Source organism: Pseudomonas sp. NyZ480 (assembly GCF_029537255.1).
Classification (GTDB): Bacteria; Pseudomonadota; Gammaproteobacteria; order Pseudomonadales; family Pseudomonadaceae; genus Aquipseudomonas; species Aquipseudomonas taiwanensis.
Window position 1 is genome coordinate 3,680,521 of sequence record NZ_CP120626.1, and the last position, 17,047, is coordinate 3,697,567.

18 protein-coding genes are annotated in these 17,047 nt (G+C 63.1%); 17 read left to right on the forward strand and 1 reads right to left on the reverse strand.

What is annotated here, in order from left to right; translation table 11 throughout:
- The first annotated feature begins 49 nt into the window (after nucleotides 1–49).
- Nucleotides 50–334: a pyrimidine/purine nucleoside phosphorylase gene (locus tag P3R38_RS16830; protein WP_023381400.1), complete on the forward strand. Its 285-nt coding sequence runs from the start codon at nucleotides 50–52 to the stop codon at nucleotides 332–334.
- 104 nt (nucleotides 335–438) lie between these two features.
- Here the strand turns inward: P3R38_RS16830 and P3R38_RS16835 are convergent, their stop codons facing one another.
- Complete coding sequence (locus P3R38_RS16835; protein ID WP_104882349.1) at nucleotides 439–1,131, reverse strand: alpha/beta family hydrolase; 693 nt, start codon at nucleotides 1,129–1,131, stop codon at nucleotides 439–441.
- A gap of 49 nt (nucleotides 1,132–1,180) precedes the next feature.
- Here P3R38_RS16835 and ccoN (P3R38_RS16840) point away from each other — a divergent pair, with 49 nt between their 5' ends.
- The 16 genes from ccoN (P3R38_RS16840) (at nucleotide 1,181) to P3R38_RS16915 (ending at nucleotide 16,979) form a co-directional block, all read left to right on the forward strand.
- Complete coding sequence (ccoN, locus tag P3R38_RS16840) at nucleotides 1,181–2,605, forward strand: cytochrome-c oxidase, cbb3-type subunit I (protein ID WP_277686444.1); 1,425 nt, start codon at nucleotides 1,181–1,183, stop codon at nucleotides 2,603–2,605.
- A gap of 13 nt (nucleotides 2,606–2,618) precedes the next feature.
- Nucleotides 2,619–3,227, forward strand: coding sequence for a cytochrome-c oxidase, cbb3-type subunit II (gene ccoO, locus P3R38_RS16845; RefSeq protein WP_023381403.1), 609 nt, complete (start codon nucleotides 2,619–2,621; stop codon nucleotides 3,225–3,227).
- A 5-nt stretch (nucleotides 3,228–3,232) separates the two neighbouring features.
- The gene (locus tag P3R38_RS16850) at nucleotides 3,233–3,424 is read left to right on the forward strand and encodes a cbb3-type cytochrome c oxidase subunit 3 (protein ID WP_023381404.1); all 192 of its coding nucleotides are present in this window, start codon (nucleotides 3,233–3,235) and stop codon (nucleotides 3,422–3,424) included.
- A complete protein-coding gene (gene ccoP / locus P3R38_RS16855; RefSeq protein ID WP_023381405.1) occupies nucleotides 3,421–4,362 on the forward strand; it encodes a cytochrome-c oxidase, cbb3-type subunit III in 942 nt (313 codons plus the stop codon). The genes P3R38_RS16850 and ccoP (P3R38_RS16855) overlap by 4 nt, the downstream gene beginning before the upstream one ends.
- A 604-nt stretch (nucleotides 4,363–4,966) precedes the next feature.
- Nucleotides 4,967–6,409 (forward strand): cytochrome-c oxidase, cbb3-type subunit I, encoded by a 1,443-nt coding sequence (ccoN, locus tag P3R38_RS16860; RefSeq protein ID WP_023381406.1) that lies wholly within the window; start codon nucleotides 4,967–4,969, stop codon nucleotides 6,407–6,409.
- Nucleotides 6,409–7,017 (forward strand): cytochrome-c oxidase, cbb3-type subunit II, encoded by a 609-nt coding sequence (ccoO, locus tag P3R38_RS16865; protein ID WP_023381407.1) that lies wholly within the window; start codon nucleotides 6,409–6,411, stop codon nucleotides 7,015–7,017. Before ccoN (P3R38_RS16860) ends, ccoO (P3R38_RS16865) begins: the two co-directional genes overlap by 1 nt.
- A 5-nt stretch (nucleotides 7,018–7,022) precedes the next feature.
- Nucleotides 7,023–7,220: a CcoQ/FixQ family Cbb3-type cytochrome c oxidase assembly chaperone gene (locus tag P3R38_RS16870; RefSeq protein ID WP_023381408.1), complete on the forward strand. Its 198-nt coding sequence runs from the start codon at nucleotides 7,023–7,025 to the stop codon at nucleotides 7,218–7,220.
- Nucleotides 7,217–8,194 (forward strand): cytochrome-c oxidase, cbb3-type subunit III, encoded by a 978-nt coding sequence (gene ccoP / locus P3R38_RS16875; protein ID WP_023381409.1) that lies wholly within the window; start codon nucleotides 7,217–7,219, stop codon nucleotides 8,192–8,194. Before P3R38_RS16870 ends, ccoP (P3R38_RS16875) begins: the two co-directional genes overlap by 4 nt.
- Before the next feature lie 290 nt (nucleotides 8,195–8,484).
- A complete protein-coding gene (gene ccoG, locus P3R38_RS16880; protein WP_023381410.1) occupies nucleotides 8,485–9,900 on the forward strand; it encodes a cytochrome c oxidase accessory protein CcoG in 1,416 nt (471 codons plus the stop codon).
- 15 nt (nucleotides 9,901–9,915) lie between these two features.
- A complete protein-coding gene (locus P3R38_RS16885) occupies nucleotides 9,916–10,443 on the forward strand; it encodes a FixH family protein (protein WP_023381411.1) in 528 nt (175 codons plus the stop codon).
- Nucleotides 10,444–10,565: 122 nt separating this feature from the next.
- Entirely contained in the window at nucleotides 10,566–13,010 is a 2,445-nt protein-coding gene (locus P3R38_RS16890) for a heavy metal translocating P-type ATPase (RefSeq protein ID WP_202675475.1), read from the forward strand.
- Nucleotides 13,011–13,023: 13 nt separating this feature from the next.
- The gene (ccoS, locus tag P3R38_RS16895; protein ID WP_023381413.1) at nucleotides 13,024–13,236 is read left to right on the forward strand and encodes a cbb3-type cytochrome oxidase assembly protein CcoS; all 213 of its coding nucleotides are present in this window, start codon (nucleotides 13,024–13,026) and stop codon (nucleotides 13,234–13,236) included.
- Complete coding sequence (locus P3R38_RS16900) at nucleotides 13,229–13,912, forward strand: sulfite exporter TauE/SafE family protein (protein ID WP_277686445.1); 684 nt, start codon at nucleotides 13,229–13,231, stop codon at nucleotides 13,910–13,912. Before ccoS ends, P3R38_RS16900 begins: the two co-directional genes overlap by 8 nt.
- A 161-nt stretch (nucleotides 13,913–14,073) precedes the next feature.
- Nucleotides 14,074–15,456 (forward strand): oxygen-independent coproporphyrinogen III oxidase, encoded by a 1,383-nt coding sequence (gene hemN / locus P3R38_RS16905; protein ID WP_023381415.1) that lies wholly within the window; start codon nucleotides 14,074–14,076, stop codon nucleotides 15,454–15,456.
- Between the two features lie 184 nt (nucleotides 15,457–15,640).
- On the forward strand, nucleotides 15,641–16,375 hold the full coding sequence (fnrA, locus tag P3R38_RS16910; protein ID WP_015271145.1) for a Crp/Fnr family transcriptional regulator FnrA: 735 nt from the start codon (nucleotides 15,641–15,643) through the stop codon (nucleotides 16,373–16,375).
- 55 nt (nucleotides 16,376–16,430) lie between these two features.
- On the forward strand, nucleotides 16,431–16,979 hold the full coding sequence (locus P3R38_RS16915; protein ID WP_023381416.1) for an adenine phosphoribosyltransferase: 549 nt from the start codon (nucleotides 16,431–16,433) through the stop codon (nucleotides 16,977–16,979).
- Nucleotides 16,980–17,047: the final 68 nt, after the last annotated feature.

Consider the following 17,047-nt stretch of genomic DNA (forward strand, 5'->3'; position numbering starts at 1 on the left):
GCATACTGGCCAGCCCTTTTTCATCCCCCCTCATTTCAGGAGTCGCCCTATGTTCAAGGTCAATGAGTACTTCGATGGCACCGTCAAGTCGATCGCCTTCGAAGGCACTGAAGGTCCGGCCACGGTTGGCGTCATGGCACCGGGCGAATACGAGTTCGGCACCGCCAAGCGCGAGATCATGCATGTCGTTTCCGGCGCCCTGACCGTCAAGCTGCCAGGCAGCGACAACTGGGAAACCTTCAACGCTGGCGACAAGTTCAACGTGCAGGCCGACAGCAAGTTCCAGTTGAAAGTGGCGGTGGACACTGCCTACCTGTGTGAGTACCGCGACTAAGCGTTAGTCCGCACTGGCCTCATCGCCGGCAAGCCGACTCCTACAGGGATCGCGCCGACTTCGGAAAAACTGTAGGAGCCGGCTTGCCGGCGATGAAACCAAGACTATCCCTTCAGAAACCCCGCCACCCGCTCAGCCGCCGCCTGCAAATGCTGCTCATGGCTGAACCCGGAAGCCTTAAGCGGCTTCAAGTCATGATCCGCCGCCACCAGCCAGCTCACTTCGATCGAAGGCGACAGCGCATACCCCTGCACCGCTTCACGATTACCCAGCGCATCCCGCTCGCCCTGCACGATCAGCGTTGGCGTACGCAACCCAGCCAAGTGCTCGACCCTGGGCTTTTCCGGCTTGCCCACGGCATAGAACGGATACCCCAGGCATACCAGCGCATCGACCCCCAGTTCGTCGGCCAACAGACTGGCCATGCGCCCGCCCATCGACTTGCCGCCAATGGCCAACCTGCCCGCGACCAAAGGTCGCACCTGCTGGTACACCTCGCGCCAGCATTGCAGTAATACCTTCTGAGGATTGGGCGGTCGTTTGCCGCCACTCACCCTGCGCTCGGCCATGTAGGGAAACTCGAAGCGGATCACGCCTACCCCAAGCGCCGCCAGCCTTTGCGCGATGTCCTCCATGAACGTGCTGTCCATTGGCGCGCCCGCGCCATGGGCCAGGATCAGGCCGCCCGCGGGGCCTTCACCCAGCCCTGGGCGCGGAGGATTGCAGCGCAAGCCTGGGACATTTCCGATATTCGCCCATTGATCCCCGTCAATACCGGCACTTTGCCCATTACTCATGCTTGCCTCGCTGTATAGCCTGCCAATAACCGTGGATGGGAACCCATACATGAACACAACCAGCAGTACCGCCTATAACTACAAGGTGGTCCGCCAATTCGCCATCATGACGGTGGTGTGGGGAATCGTCGGGATGGGGCTCGGCGTCTTCATCGCCGCCCAGCTCGCCTGGCCTTCCCTCAACTTCGACCTCCCCTGGACCAGCTTCGGCCGCCTGCGACCCCTGCATACCAATGCGGTGATCTTCGCCTTCGGCGGCTGCGCGCTGTTCGCCACCTCCTATTATTCGGTGCAACGCACCTGCCAGACCACCCTCTTCGCTCCGGGCCTGGCTGCGCTCACCTTCTGGGGCTGGCAACTGGTGATCCTGCTCGCGGCCATCACCCTGCCGCTGGGCTACACCAGTTCCAAGGAGTACGCCGAACTGGAATGGCCGATCGACATCTTGATCACCATCGTCTGGGTCTGCTACGCTATCGTGTTCTTCGGCACGCTGATCAAACGCACCACCAAGCACATCTACGTGGGCAACTGGTTCTTCGGGGCGTTCATCCTCACCGTGGCGATGCTGCACATCGTCAACAACCTGGAACTGCCGGTGAGCCTGACCAAGTCGTACTCGGTGTACGCCGGTGCCACCGATGCGATGGTGCAGTGGTGGTACGGCCACAACGCGGTGGGCTTCTTCCTGACTGCAGGCTTCCTGGGGATGATGTACTACTACGTGCCCAAGCAGGCCGAACGCCCGGTGTATTCCTATCGCCTGTCGATCGTGCACTTCTGGGCGCTGATCACCCTGTACATTTGGGCCGGTCCGCACCACCTGCACTACACCGCTCTGCCCGACTGGGCACAGTCGCTGGGTATGGTGATGTCGCTGATCCTGCTGGCACCAAGCTGGGGCGGCATGATCAACGGCATGATGACCCTGTCCGGTGCCTGGCACAAATTGCGCAGCGACCCGATCCTGCGTTTCCTGGTGGTATCCCTGGCGTTCTACGGCATGTCCACCTTCGAAGGCCCGATGATGGCCATCAAGACGGTCAATGCCCTGTCCCACTACACCGACTGGACCATCGGCCACGTCCATGCCGGCGCCCTCGGCTGGGTCGCGATGATCTCCATCGGCGCGCTCTACCACACCATTCCCAAAGTGTTCGGCAAGCAGCAGATGCACAGCATCGGCCTGATCAACGCGCACTTCTGGCTGGCGACCATCGGCACCGTGCTGTACATCGCCTCGATGTGGGTCAACGGCATCGCTCAGGGCCTGATGTGGCGCGCGGTGAACAGCGACGGCACGCTCACCTACTCGTTCGTCGAGACCCTGGTTGCCAGCCACCCAGGCTTCATCGTTCGCTTCGTCGGTGGCGCGATCTTCCTCAGTGGCATGTTCCTGATGGCCTGGAACACCTGGCGCACCGTGCGCGCGCCGGCTGCTGAAGCCACCCCTGCCAACGCCCAGCTGGCCTGAGGAGACCTGCCTGATGAAACATGAAGTCATCGAGAAAAACGTTGGCCTGCTGGCCTTGTTGATGGTGTTCGCCGTCAGCATCGGCGGCCTGACCCAGATCGTCCCGCTGTTCTTCCAGGACGTTACCAACAAACCGGTCGAAGGCATGAAGCCCTATACCGCGCTGCAGCTGGAAGGCCGCGACATCTACATCCGCGAAGGTTGCGTCGGTTGCCACTCGCAGATGATCCGCCCGTTCCGCGCCGAGACCGAGCGCTATGGCCACTACTCGGTCGCGGGTGAGAGCGTCTGGGACCATCCGTTCCTGTGGGGCTCCAAGCGCACCGGCCCGGACCTGGCCCGCGTCGGCGGTCGCTACTCGGACGACTGGCACCGTGCGCACCTCTACAACCCACGCAACGTGGTACCTGAATCGAAAATGCCGTCGTACCCATGGCTGGTCGCCCAGCAGGTCGACAACAGCCATACCGACACCAAAATGCGCACCCTGCGCACCCTCGGCGTGCCGTACACCGACGAAGACATCGCCGGTGCCCGTGACGCAGTGAAGGGCAAGACTGAGATGGATGCCCTGGTCGCCTACCTGCAGGTGCTGGGCACCGCCATCAAGAACAAGAGGTAAGTGCGATGGAACTGGACATCGGCATGATCCGCGGCTTGGGCACCCTGGTGGTGATGATCGCCTTCATCGGCCTCTCGCTCTGGGTATTCAACCGCCGCCGCGACCGTGATTTCGCCGAAGCGCGCCTTCTGCCCTTCGTCGACGACCGCCTGCCCCCGGCCGGGCAGGAACCTGCCATGAGGAATGAACGGCAATGACCACCTTCTGGAGTACCTACATCAGCGTACTGACCCTTGGCAGCCTGGTCGGTCTGGCCTGGCTGCTGCTGGCCACCCGCAAGGGTCAGAGCAACAACACTACCGACCAGACCATGGGCCACAGCTTCGATGGCATCGAGGAGTACGACAACCCACTGCCCAAGTGGTGGTTCTATCTGTTCGTCGGCACCCTGGCCTTTGGCGTGGGGTACCTGATCCTGTATCCGGGCCTGGGTAACTGGAAAGGCATCCTGCCCGGTTACGAGAACGGCTGGACCGGCGCCAACGAATGGCAGAAGGAAATGGAAAAGGCGGACGCCAAGTTCGGTCCGATCTTCGCCAAGTTCGCCGCGATGCCGTTGGAAGAAGTGGCCAAGGACCCGCAGGCCCTGAAGATGGGCGGTCGTCTGTTCGCCTCCAACTGCTCGGTTTGCCATGGCTCGGATGCCAAGGGCGCGTATGGCTTCCCCAACCTGACCGACAAGGACTGGCGTTGGGGCGGCGAGCCGGAGACCATCAAGGCCTCGATCATGAACGGCCGTCACGGCGTGATGCCGGCCTGGGCCGAGGTGATCGGCGAGCAAGGCGTGGCCGATGTGGCGGCCTACGTGCTGACCAACCTCGACGGCCGCAGCCTGCCCGAGGGTATCAAGGCCGACGCAGCCAAGGGCAAGGAGATCTTCGCCGCCAACTGCGTGGCCTGCCACGGGCCTGAGGGCAACGGTACTCCCGCCATGGGCGCGCCGAACCTGAATCATCCGCAGGCATTCATCTACGGGTCGAGTTTTGCCCAGTTGCAGCAGACCATTCGCTATGGTCGCCAGGGCCAGATGCCGGCGCAGGCCGAGATCCAGGGCAACGACAAGGTGCATCTGCTGGCGGCTTATGTGTACAGCCTGTCGCAGGGCAACGGTACCGAAACGGTGAGTGCCAAGTAATTACCTTGCGGGAAATCTCGCGCCAGTGAGATCGAGTGCCGCCCGCGCGGCGCATCGCGAGCAAGCCTAGCACCCACGTCTGCGACATCGAGCCAAGCGCCATAGCGTCCCCGCGCAACCCTCGCGGGAATAACTGGCCTGAAACAAACGTAGGAGCGAGCCTTGCTCGCGATGCGCCGCGCGGGCGGCGCTCGATCTACGCCTCTCAGCAAAAACCAAGCCCCCTCTCTCCTTCCCCTTCCCCTTCCCCTTCCCCTTCCCACGCCCCAAGCCGCAGCCCCTCCCTTGCACCCCCTCCGATCAGAACTAAGCTTGTTGCCTCAGTAGCCCTCGCTGCCAATCCAGCGAGACAGACGCGACGCACAGCCTGACGCCGCCAGCAGAAAAAGCTTGACCGTTCGATCAGAAAAAAGCGAAAAACGGTACACATTACAAATATTTATTTGTGTACAATCGACCAAGCCCCAACACCGCGGGACATCGGTGGACGGGTGTGGACACGGGTCGGCGCAAGGATCCTTGCGTTGCCATAACCCAGGTGGTTATCGATACTGGCGCCGATTTTTTCAACCAACAAGAACACCAAAACCGTGGAACCTTAGCAATGAGCACAGCAATCAGTCCGACTGCTTATAACTATAAGGTCGTCCGCCAGTTCGCCATCATGACGGTGGTCTGGGGGATCCTTGGCATGGGGCTTGGGGTGTACATCGCCTCGCAGCTGGTATGGCCACAGCTGAACCTCGACCTGCCCTGGACGAGCTTCGGCCGCCTGCGCCCCCTGCACACCAACCTGGTGATTTTCGCCTTCGGCGGCTGTGCACTGTTCGCCACCAGCTACTACGTGGTGCAGCGAACCTGCCAGACGCGGTTGATCTCCGACAGCATGGCCGCCTTCACCTTCTGGGGCTGGCAGGCAGTGATCATCGGGGCACTGGTGACCTTGCCGATGGGCTACACCACCACCAAGGAATACGCCGAGCTGGAATGGCCGATCGCGATTCTGCTGGCCATCGTCTGGGTCACCTACGCCTTGGTGTTCTTCGGCACCATCGTCAAGCGCAAGACCAAGCACATCTACGTCGGTAACTGGTTCTACGGTGCCTTCATCGTGGTCACCGCGATGTTGCACATCGTCAACCACATGTCCCTGCCGGTAAGCCTGTTCAAGTCGTACTCGGCCTACTCCGGCGCCACCGATGCGATGATCCAGTGGTGGTACGGCCACAACGCGGTGGGCTTCTTCCTCACCACCGGCTTCCTGGGGATGATGTACTACTTCGTGCCCAAGCAGGCCGAGCGGCCGATCTACTCGTATCGCCTGTCGATCGTCCACTTCTGGGCGCTGATCACCCTGTACATCTGGGCCGGCCCGCACCACCTGCACTACACCGCCCTGCCGGACTGGGCCCAGTCGCTGGGCATGGTGATGTCGATCATCCTGCTGGCACCGAGCTGGGGCGGCATGATCAACGGCATGATGACCCTCTCCGGCGCCTGGCACAAATTGCGCACCGACCCGATCCTGCGTTTCCTGGTGGTATCGCTGGCGTTCTATGGCATGTCCACCTTCGAAGGCCCGATGATGGCCATCAAGACCGTGAACTCGCTGTCGCACTACACCGACTGGACCATCGGCCACGTCCATGCCGGCGCCCTTGGCTGGGTAGCGATGATCTCTATCGGCGCGGTCTACCACATGATCCCCAAACTGTATGGCCGCGAGCAGATGCACAGCGTCGGCCTGATCAACGCGCACTTCTGGCTGGCCACCATCGGCACCGTACTGTACATCGCCTCGATGTGGGTCAACGGCATCACCCAGGGCCTGATGTGGCGGGCGATCAACGACGACGGCACGCTCACCTACTCGTTCGTCGAAGCCCTGCAAGCCAGTCACCCGGGCTACATCGTCCGTGCCCTGGGCGGTGCGTTCTTCGCCTCCGGCATGCTGCTGATGGCCTACAACGTGTTCCGCACCGTACGCGCCGCCAACCCGGCGCAGGCTGAAGAAGCCGCCAAGATCGTCGTCGTGGGAGCGCACTGATGAAGCATGAAGCAGTCGAGAAGAACATAGGCCTGCTGGCCTTCTTCATGGTCATCGCCGTGAGTGTCGGTGGCCTGACCCAGATCGTCCCGCTGTTCTTCCAGGACGTCACCAACAAACCCGTTGAGGGCATGAAGCCGCGCACCGCGCTGGAACTCGAAGGCCGTGACATCTACATCCGCGAAGGTTGCGTCGGTTGCCACTCGCAGATGATCCGCCCGTTCCGCGCCGAAACCGAACGCTATGGCCACTACTCGGTCGCAGGCGAGAGCGTCTGGGACCACCCGTTCCTGTGGGGCTCCAAGCGCACCGGGCCGGACCTGGCCCGTGTCGGCGGTCGCTACTCGGATGATTGGCACCGCGCGCACCTCTACAACCCACGCAACGTGGTGCCTGAGTCGAAGATGCCCTCTTACCCGTGGCTGGTGGAGAACAAACTCGACGGCAAAGACACCGCGAAGAAGATGGAAGTACTGCGCACCCTCGGCGTGCCGTACACCGATGCCGACATCGCCGGCGCCCGCGACGCGGTCAAGGGCAAGACCGAGATGGACGCGATCGTCGCGTACCTGCAAGGCCTTGGCACCATCATCAAGAGCAAACGGTGACGCTGATGGATATCGGGATGATTCGCGGCCTGGGCACCGTCGTGGTGATGGTGGCCTTCGTGGGCCTGGCGCTGTGGGTATTCAGCCCACGGCGCAAGCGGGAGTTCGACGAGGCGACCCTGTTGCCCTTCGCGGATGATCCAGAGGCCACCCGGCACGTCGAACAAGCGCAAGAGAAAGCTTCTGGGAGCAAACAACAATGACAACCTTCTGGAGTCTGTACGTCACCGTCCTGACCCTGGGCACCATCTTCTCGCTGACCTGGCTGTTGCTGTCGACCCGCAAGGGCCAGCGCGAAGAGGTCACCGACGAGATCGTCGGACACGCCTTCGATGGCATCGAGGAATACGACAACCCACTGCCCAAGTGGTGGTTCTGGCTGTTCGTCGGCACCATCATCTTCGCCCTCGGTTACCTGGTGCTCTACCCGGGGCTGGGCAATTGGAAGGGCGTGTTGCCAGGCTATTCATACCTGGATAACGACAAGAAGACCGAGTTCGCCAATGGCCAGGCAGGCTGGACCGGCGTGCACGAATGGGAAAAGGAAATGGCCAAGGCCGATGCCCGCTTCGGGCCGATCTTCGCCAAGTTCGCCGCGATGCCCATCGAGGAAGTGGCCAAGGACCCGCAAGCGTTGAAAATGGGCGCGCGACTGTTCGCCTCCAACTGCTCGGTGTGTCACGGCTCCGACGCCAAGGGCGCCTACGGCTTCCCCAACCTCACCGACAGCGACTGGCGCTGGGGCGGCGAGCCCGAGACCATCAAGACCACCATCATGGGCGGCCGCCACGGCGTAATGCCGGCCTGGGCCGAGGTGATCGGTGAGCAGGGCGTGGCCGACGTGGCCGCATTCGTGGTCAGCAAACTCGATGGCCGTGCGTTGCCTGAAGGTGTCAAAGCCGATGCAGAGAACGGCCAGAAGATCTTCGCCGCCAACTGCGTGGCCTGCCACGGGCCTGAAGGCAAGGGTACACCGGCCATGGGCGCGCCTAACCTGACCCACCCTCAGGCGTTCATCTACGGTTCGAGCTTCGCCCAGCTGCAACAAACCATTCGCTATGGTCGCCAGGGACAGATGCCGGCCCAGGAGCAGTTGCAGGGCAATGACAAGGTGCACTTGCTGGCGGCTTATGTGTACAGCCTGTCGCACCAAGCGGAACCGGCCAAGGCTGAATAAGCAATAAGCAGGGCTGGCCTCTTCGCGGGTGAAACCGCTCCCACAGGGATCGTGCACACCCGCGAAGAGGCCGCCGCAGGTACCGCATTTCTAGCAAGCTGATGATCTGGATCAATTGACACCCGCCATAACACGATTCATACCACGAACCCAACGCGACTAAGTGTCGCAGCGCGACCCCGGCGCGCCATCAGCGGCGTATCATGGGGCGCAGAGCGCTAGCAGAATGCGCGAGACCGCGGCCGGCAAGCACTGGCCGAGGCATTTCTCCACTGCCGTGGGACTTGATGATGAGCAAGCAAATTCCGGTACATGACGTCACCCCGCCTGCCAGCAAAGGGAAGGATTCCGTCGACCTCTACGCCTCCCGAGAGAAAATCTACACCCGCGCCTTCACCGGTGTGTTCCGCAGGCTGCGCATGGTTGGCGGCGCGGTACTGTTCCTGCTGTACTTTGGCACCGTGTGGTTGAACTGGGGCGGGCACCAGGCCGTGTGGTGGAACCTGCCGGAGCGCAAGTTCTACATCTTCGGCGCTACCATCTGGCCGCAGGATTTCATCCTGCTGTCGGGGATCCTCATCGTCGCTGCCTTCGGCCTGTTCTTCATCACTGTGTTCGCCGGCCGGGTGTGGTGCGGCTACACCTGCCCGCAAAGCGTGTGGACCTGGATCTTCATGTGGTGCGAAAAAGTCACGGAGGGTGACCGCAACCAGCGCATGAAGCTCGACAGGGCGCCGATGAGCGGCAACAAATTCCTGCGCAAGTTCGCCAAACACAGCCTGTGGCTGCTGATCGGTTTCGTCACCGGCATGACCTTCGTCGGCTATTTCTCGCCGATCCGCGAACTGGCCGTTGAATTCTTCACAGGCCAAGCCGATGGCTGGGCCTACTTCTGGGTCGGGTTCTTCACCCTGGCCACCTACGGCAACGCCGGCTGGCTGCGTGAGCAAGTCTGTGTGTACATGTGCCCCTATGCGCGCTTCCAGAGCGTGATGTTCGACAAGGACACCCTGATCGTTTCCTACGACCCGCGACGCGGCGAAACCCGCGGCCCGCGCAAGAAGGATATCGACTACAAGGCCCAGGGTCTGGGCGACTGCATCGACTGCACCATGTGCGTCCAGGTCTGCCCTACCGGTATCGACATCCGTGACGGCCTGCAGATCGAGTGCATCGGCTGCGCCGCCTGCATCGACGCCTGCGACAGCATCATGGACAAGATGAACTACCCCAGGGGCCTGATCAGCTACACCACCGAGCACAACCTCTCGGGTCAGAAGACCCACATGCTGCGCCCACGGTTGATCGGCTACGCCGTGGTGCTGCTGATCATGATCGGCGCCCTGGCCACGGCGTTCGCCACCCGTTCGCTGGTCGGATTCGACGTCAGCAAGGACCGGGTGCTGTACCGCGAGAATGCCCAGGGCCGGATCGAGAACGTGTACAGCCTCAAGGTGATGAACAAGGACCAGCGCGACCATGTGTATGTGCTCGATGCCGCTGGCCTGCCGGACCTGAGGCTCGAAGGCCAGCGCGAAATACGTGTGGCCGCAGGCGATATCGTCAGCCTGCCGGTGCAGTTGTCGGTCGCACCCGAGAAACTGCCATCGACCACCAACGAAATCACTTTCATCCTCAAGAGCGCCGACGATAGCGCCAGCGAGGTTGAAGCCAAGAGCCGCTTCATCGGCCCCCAGATCCGCTGAGAGAGAACCACAAAAATGCCTGCCGCCACCGCCGCCAGCCCTTGGTACAAGCACCTCTGGCCCTGGATCATCATCGGCATCCTCACCACCTCGGTGTGCCTGAGCCTGACCATGGTCAGTATCGCCGTGCGCAACCCGGACAACCTGGTCAACGACAACTACTACGAGGCAGGTAAAGGCATCAATCGCTCCTTGGACCGCGAACTGCTGGCCCAGACCCTCAACCTCAAGGCCAGTGTGCACCTGGATGAGTTGACCGGCGAAGTCGAGGTGCGCCTGACCGGCAACAGTGACCCGCAGCAGTTGGAACTGAACCTGATTTCACCCACCCAACCGGACAAGGACCGCAAGGTGCTGCTGAGCCGTGCCGAGGTCGGGCGCTATATCGGCCAGTTGGATGACAAGGTCGATGGACGGCGTTTCGTCGAATTGCTGGGCAGCCAGGACGAGCATGTATGGCGCTTGTTCGAAGAAGAGAAGGTGGAGCATGGCCTGACCTTGCAGCTGGGCGACGAGGCCCTGCAAGGGGCCGAGCACCAGTAATGACCCGGCACACGACCGGGGGCGCTCTGAGCGTTGCGCGCGATCATTCGTGGGAGCGGCCCTGTGTCGCGAAAGGGCCGCGAAGCAGCCCCAACCCTGTCAAGACATAAGACTGCCCCAAGATGACCCACCCCACCCCTTGCTACCACTGCGCCATGCCCGTCCCCGCCGGCAGTCGATTCACTGCCGTGGTCCTTGGGCAATCGCGGCAGTTCTGCTGCCCCGGTTGCCAGGCGGTAGCCGAGTCCATCGTTGCGGGGGGCCTGGAGCATTACTACCAACACCGCAGCGACAGCAGTTCCAACCCCGAAGCGCTGCCAAAGCAGTTGCAGGATGAGCTGGCGCTATACGATCGTAACGACGTACAACAGACCTTCGTTCGCCATGCTGGGGAACTGGCCGAGGCCACCTTGCTGGTCGAGGGCATCAGCTGCGCCGCCTGTGGCTGGCTGATCGAAAAACACCTGGGCAGTCTGCCTGGAGTCGCCGAGGCGCGGCTGAACCTGTCCAACCACCGCCTGCTGCTGAGCTGGGATGACCACCAGCTACCGTTGTCGCGCCTGCTGGCCGAGTTGCGCCTGATCGGCTACGCCGCCCACCCCTATCAGCCCGACCAGGCCGCCGAACGCCTGGCCCAGGAAAACCGCAGCGCCCTGCGCCGCCTGGGTGTGGCCGGGCTGCTATGGTTCCAGGCGATGATGGCGACCATGGCCACCTGGCCGGAATTCAACATCGACCTGTCACCCGAACTGCACACCATCCTGCGCTGGGTGGCGCTGTTTCTGACCATTCCCATCGTGTTCTACAGCTGCGCGCCGCTCTTCAAAGGGGCCGCGCGAGACCTGCGCACCCGTCACCTGACCATGGATGTTTCGGTCTCGCTGGCAATCGCCCTGGCCTTCGGCGCTGGGATCTGGACCGCCATCACCGGCAGCGGCGAGCTGTACTTCGATACCGTCGGCATGTTCGCCCTGTTCCTGCTCACTGGCCGCTACCTCGAACGGCGCGCCCGCGAGCGTACCGCCGCGGCGACTGCCCAGCTGGTGAACCTGCTGCCGGCGTCATGCCTGCGACTGGATGCCAGTGGCAAGACCGAGCGCATTCTGCTCGCAGAGCTGCAATGCGGCGACACCGTGCAGGTCCTTCCCGGCGCGGTGATTCCCGCCGACGGGCGCATCGTCGAAGGCCGCTCCAGTGTCGATGAATCGCTGCTCACTGGCGAATACCTGCCTCAACCCCGTAAGCCGGGCGAGCGGGTGACCGGCGGCACCCTGAACGTCGAGAGCACCCTGAACGTGCAGGTCGAGGCCCTGGGGCATGACTCCCGGCTGTCGGCCATCGTCCGCCTGCTGGAGCGGGCGCAGACGGAAAAACCGCGCCTGGCGGAAATCGCCGACCGCGCCTCGCAAGGCTTCCTGTTGTTCAGCCTGGTAGCGGCGGTGGCCATCGGACTGTGGTGGTGGCACCTGGACCCAAGCCGGGCGTTCTGGATTGTCCTGGCCATGCTGGTGGCGACCTGCCCTTGCGCACTGTCCCTGGCCACCCCCACCGCCCTGACCGCCGCTACCGGTACCCTGCACAAACTTGGCCTGCTGGTGACCCGTGGCCATGTGCTGGAGGGCCTGAACCAGATCGACACGGTGATCTTCGACAAGACCGGCACCCTCACCGAAGGCCGCCTGGCGCTGCGCAGCATCCGCCCGCTGGGCTCACTGCCCGCCGACCGCTGCCTGGCCCTGGCGGCCGCCCTCGAAAACCGCTCCGAACACCCCATCGCCCGCGCTTTCGGCCGCACCGCCCGGTCGGCCGACGACGTGCAGACCGTGCCTGGGCTTGGCCTGGAAGGACGGGTGGACGGTCAGCGACTGCGGATCGGCCAGGCCACCTTCGTCTGCGCCCTGAGCGGCGCCGAGATCCCCGGCGTCCCAGAGCCCCGCGGCCAATGGCTGCTGCTGGGGGATCGCCAAGGCCCGCTGGCCTGGTTTGGCCTGGACGACCGCCTGCGCGAGGACGCCGCTGACCTGCTGGCCGCCTGCAAGGCTCGCGGCTGGCGCACCCTGCTGCTGTCCGGCGACAGCTCACCGATGGTCGCCGAAGTGGCCGCGCAACTGGGCATCGACCAGGCCATCGGTGGTCTGCGTCCGGACGACAAGCTGGACCGCCTCAAGGCACTGCAGTCAGCAGGCTGCAAGGTGCTGATGCTGGGTGACGGGGTCAACGACGTGCCGGTGCTGGCTGCCGCCGACATCAGCATCGCCATGGGCAGCGCCACGGACCTTGCGAAAACCAGCGCTGATGCCGTGCTGTTGTCCAACCGCCTGCAGGCCTTGGTGCAGGCCTTCGACCTGGCTCGCCGCACTCGCCGCAACATCATCGAGAACCTGCTCTGGGCAACGCTGTATAATGGCCTCATGTTGCCGTTCGCCGCGCTCGGCTGGATCACTCCGGTATGGGCCGCCATCGGCATGTCGGTCAGCTCGCTGATCGTGGTCCTCAATGCCCTGCGCCTGACCCGGCTGCCAGGCAGGCCGGCCGCCAGCAGCCATCCGCAACCCGCCACGGCCTGACCAGGAGCCCACCATGCCAGCCCTCTATGTCATGATCCCGGCCGCCCTGCTGCTCGTTGGCGTGGCGGTGTACATCTTTTTCTGGGCGGTGGACAGCGGCCAGTACGACGACCTCGAAAGCCCGGCCCACAGCATTCTTTTCGACGACCAGGACCCCCGTCACCAGGCTGCCGTGAAGGGCGACGAGGCGCATATCGACGACAAGGAACCACCTTCCCGTGCCTGAACTGCTTCCCCTGCTGGGCTCGGCACTGGTGCTGGGACTGCTCGGCGGCGGCCACTGCCTGGGCATGTGTGGCGGCCTGATGGGCGCCCTGACTCTGGCGATTCCGCCAGAACAGCGCGGTCGTCGCCTGCGTTTGCTAATGGCCTACAACATGGGCCGGATTCTCAGTTATGGCTGTGCCGGCCTGCTGCTGGGCCTGGCCGGCTGGGCCGTGGCCAGCAGCCCTGCCGCCCTGGCGTTGCGGGTGATAGCAGCGCTGCTGCTCATAACGATGGGGTTGTATCTGGCCGGCTGGTGGAGTGGACTGACCCATATCGAAGCGCTGGGGCGTGGCCTGTGGCGGCATATCCAGCCAGTCGCCTCACGCCTGATGCCCGTCTCCAGCGTACCCCGCGCCCTGCTGCTGGGGGCACTGTGGGGCTGGTTGCCGTGCGGTCTGGTGTACAGCACCTTGCTGTGGTCGGCCAGCCAAGGCAATGCCGGTTACAGCGCAGCCTTGATGCTGGCATTCGGAGTCGGCACCTGGCCGGTGCTGCTGGCCACGGGTTTGGCGGCAGAACGTGTGAACGGGCTGTTGCGACGACGCAGTGTGCGTGTGGCCGGCGGTGTACTGGTGATCGTGTTTGGCCTGTGGACCTTGCCCGGGCCACATCAGCATTGGCTCATGGGGCATTGATCGTCAGCAGCCCCAGCGGGAACGCGCTGACGCTGTAGGAACGAGCTCGCGGGCAAGTAGGCCGCACGACGCGCCCCCATGGCCCTTGATACAAATCAACACAGTTTCCTACAGACGCCCCTAGACTCCGGACACTGCTGCTCTTTCCGGGGACTGCCCACATGCTCGACGACCTACGTTGGGATTCCGACCTGATCCGCCGCTACGACCTGGCCGGACCACGCTACACCTCCTACCCGACCGCCGTGCAACTGCACAGCGAAGTGGGTTCGTTCGACTTGCTGCACGCCCTGCGCGAAAGCCGCCGAGCCGTGCGCCCGCTGTCGCTCTATGTGCATGTGCCGTTCTGCGCCAACATCTGCTACTACTGCGCCTGCAACAAAGTCATCACCAAGGACCGCGGCCGTGCCGCGCCTTACCTGCAGCGCCTGGAGCAGGAGATCCAACTGATCGCCTGCCACCTGGACCCTAAACAACGTGTTGAACAGCTGCACTTCGGCGGCGGCACGCCGACCTTCCTCAGCCATGTGGAATTGCGCCAGCTTATGGCTACCTTGCGCCAGCACTTCCACCTGCTGGACGACGACTCGGGCGACTACGGCATCGAGATCGACCCACGCGAGGCCGACTGGTCCACCATGGGCTTACTCCGCGAGCTGGGCTTCAACCGTGTCAGCCTGGGCGTCCAGGACCTCGACCCGGCCGTGCAACGGGCCGTCAACCGTCTGCAGAGCCTGGAGCAGACCCGCACCTTGATCGAAGCGGCGCGCACCCTGCAGTTCCGCTCAGTGAACCTGGACCTGATCTATGGCCTGCCCAAGCAGACCCCCGAAGGCTTCGCCCGCACGGTCGAGGAAGTGATCCGCCTGCAGCCCGATCGCCTGTCGGTGTTCAACTACGCCCACCTGCCCGAGCGCTTCATGCCGCAACGGCGCATCGACAGCAACGACCTGCCCAGCCCCGCCGCCAAGCTCGAAATGCTCCACGCCACCATCGACCAGCTCACCGCCGCCGGGTACCGCTACATCGGCATGGACCACTTCGCCCTGCCCGACGACGAACTGGCCATCGCCCAGGAAGAAGGCACCCTGCAGCGCAACTTCCAGGGTTACACCACCCATGGACACTGCGACCTGATCGGCCTGGGAGTTTCGGCCATCAGCCAGATCGGCGACCTGTACTGCCAGAACAGCAGCGACCTCAACACCTATCAGGACGCCCTTTCCAATGCACAGCTGGCCACCCAGCGCGGCCTGCTGTGCAACCAGGACGACCGCGTGCGCCGCGCAGTGATCCAGCAGCTGATCTGCCACTTCGAACTTGACTTCGCGCCCATCGAACAGGCCTACACCATCGATTTTCGTGGGTACTTCAATGACCTTTGGCCACAGCTGCTGACCTTGCAGCGGGACGGCCTGATCCGCCTGGACGACAAAGGGATCCGTATCCTGCCGGCAGGCCGCCTGCTGGCGCGCTCGGTGTGCATGGTGTTCGACGCCTATCTGACCCTGCACAACCACCAACGCTTTTCACGGGTCATCTGAACAGACGAGTCGCATTACCACATGGACAACCTACCTTGCCAGGGACACTATGGGCAGATCGCGAGCCAAGGCATACCCCGCTTAGGCTGCACCAGTTCGCACCACAACTGCGCACACTGGCCTACAACCTATGCCGTGAGTTACCCTTACGGCTTATGTGTGTTTCCCACAAGGATCGATTCAAATGTCCGAGCCAGTCAAACTGCGCCCCCACAACCAGGCCCATTGCAAGGATTGCAGCCTGGCCCCTCTGTGCCTGCCTCTTTCGCTCAATCTGGAAGACATGGATGCACTGGATGAAATCGTCAAGCGTGGGCGGCCGCTGAAGAAAGGCGAATTCCTGTTCCGACAGGGGGACAATTTCGGTTCGGTCTATGCAGTACGCTCCGGCGCCCTCAAGACGTTCAGCCTGAGCGACAGTGGCGAAGAGCAGATCACCGGCTTCCACCTGCCCAGCGAGCTGGTCGGCTTGTCGGGCATGGACACCGAGGCGTACCCGGTGTCGGCCCAGGCCCAGGAAACCACCTCGGTCTGCGAAATCCCGTTCGAGCGCCTCGACGAGCTTTCGGTGCAGCTTCCACAGCTCCGCCGCCAGCTGATGCGGGTGATGAGCCGCGAAATCCGCGACGATCAGCAGATGATGCTGCTGCTCTCGAAGAAAACCGCCGATGAGCGCATCGCCACCTTCCTGGTCAACCTGTCCGCCCGCTTCCGCGCCCGTGGCTACTCGGCCAACCAGTTCCGCCTGAGCATGTCGCGCAATGAAATCGGCAACTACCTGGGCCTTGCCGTGGAAACCGTGTCGCGGGTGTTCACCCGCTTCCAGCAGAACGGCCTGATTCGCGCCGAGGGCAAGGAAGTGCACATCCTCGACCCGATCCAGCTTTGCGCGCTGGCCGGTGGTGCAATGGAGGCCTGAGGTCGCAGCTAACGAGGTATACTTGCGCATTCGTTTTCCCAGGATACCTGCAACAATGCACAGCGATGCCTTCGACCTCAAAGCCCTGATCCGCCCGGTAGTGGACTTCCCCAAGCCGGGCGTGATCTTCCGCGACATTACCCCCTTGTTCCAGTCGCCGCGCGGGCTGCGCTATGTCGCCGACCAGTTCATCGAGCGTTATGTCGAGGCCGAGTTCAGCCATATCGGCGCGATGGATGCACGCGGCTTTTTGATCGGCTCGATCATCGCCCACCAGTTGAACAAACCCCTGATCCTGTTCCGCAAGCAGGGCAAGCTGCCGGCCGACGTACTGTCAGAGGGTTACCAGACCGAGTACGGCGAAGCCTTCCTTGAAGTGCACGCCGACAGCCTGTGCGAGGGTGATTCGGTGTTGATCTTCGATGACCTGATCGCGACCGGCGGCACGCTACTGGCAGCGGCGAACCTGGTACGTCGCACTGGCGCGCAGGTGTTCGAGGCGGCGGCGATCATCGACCTGCCGGAGCTTGAAGGCTCGCGCAAGCTGCAGGCGGCTGGGGTGCCGACCTTCTGCCTGACCGAGTTCTCGCTGAGCGAATACTGAGTCGGGGCACCACGACAAGCCGGCTCCCACACTGTCCGGATCACCGCCGTACCTGTAGGAGCCTGCTT